The sequence below is a fragment of the Paeniglutamicibacter sp. GQ140 genome (assembly GCF_059759235.1).
Window position 1 is genome coordinate 1 of the sequence record NZ_JCAXDW010000032.1, and the last position, 804, is coordinate 804.

Here is an 804-nt window from a genome sequence, read left to right on the forward strand (position 1 = left end):
TTTTCTTGGTTCTTTCGATTGTAATTATATTAAGCTCATGTAAATTTTTGATCATGTTTGTGGTCAAGTTTTTAAGGGCGCACGGTGGATGCCTTGGCATTGGGAGCCGAAGAAGGACGTGGGAATCTGCGATAAGCCTGGTGGAGTCGATAACCGGACGTTGAGACCAGGATTTCCGAATGGGGAAACCCCGTACGGTGTCATGCCGTATGACCCGCAGCTGAACACATAGGCTGTGTGGAGGGAACGCGGGGAAGTGAAACATCTCAGTACCCGCAGGAAGAGAAAACAATAGTGATTCCGTTAGTAGTGGCGAGCGAACGCGGATGGGGCTAAACCGAGCCATGTGTGATAGCCGGCGGGCGTTGCATGGTCGGGGTTGTGGGACTTTCCATACCAGTTCTGCCGGACTGGTGAAGTGAGGTGCGGGCGCATAGGCGAATCGGCTTGAATGCCGGACCGTAGAGGGTGAGAGTCCCGTAGTGCGAATGCGTGCCGCCGCTTTGTGAGAGTATCCCAAGTAGGACGGGGCCCGAGAAATCCCGTTTGAATCTGCCAGGACCACCTGGTAAGCCTAAATACTACCCAATGACCGATAGCGGACAAGTACCGTGAGGGAATGGTGAAAAGTACCCCGGGAGGGGAGTGAAATAGTACCTGAAACCGTGCGCTTACAATCCGTTGGAGCCTCCTTGTTGGGGTGACAGCGTGCCTTTTGAAGAATGAGCCTGCGAGTTAGTGTTACGTCGCGAGGTTAACCCGTGTGGGGAAGCCGTAGCGAAAGCGAGTCTGAATAGGGCGAGT

1 rRNA gene is annotated in these 804 nt (G+C 53.6%); it reads left to right on the forward strand.

Features of this window, described 5'->3' with window-relative positions:
* Positions 1-61 precede the first annotated feature (61 nt).
* Positions 62-804, forward strand: a 23S ribosomal RNA gene (locus tag AC6CHY_RS19940); the annotation flags it as partial.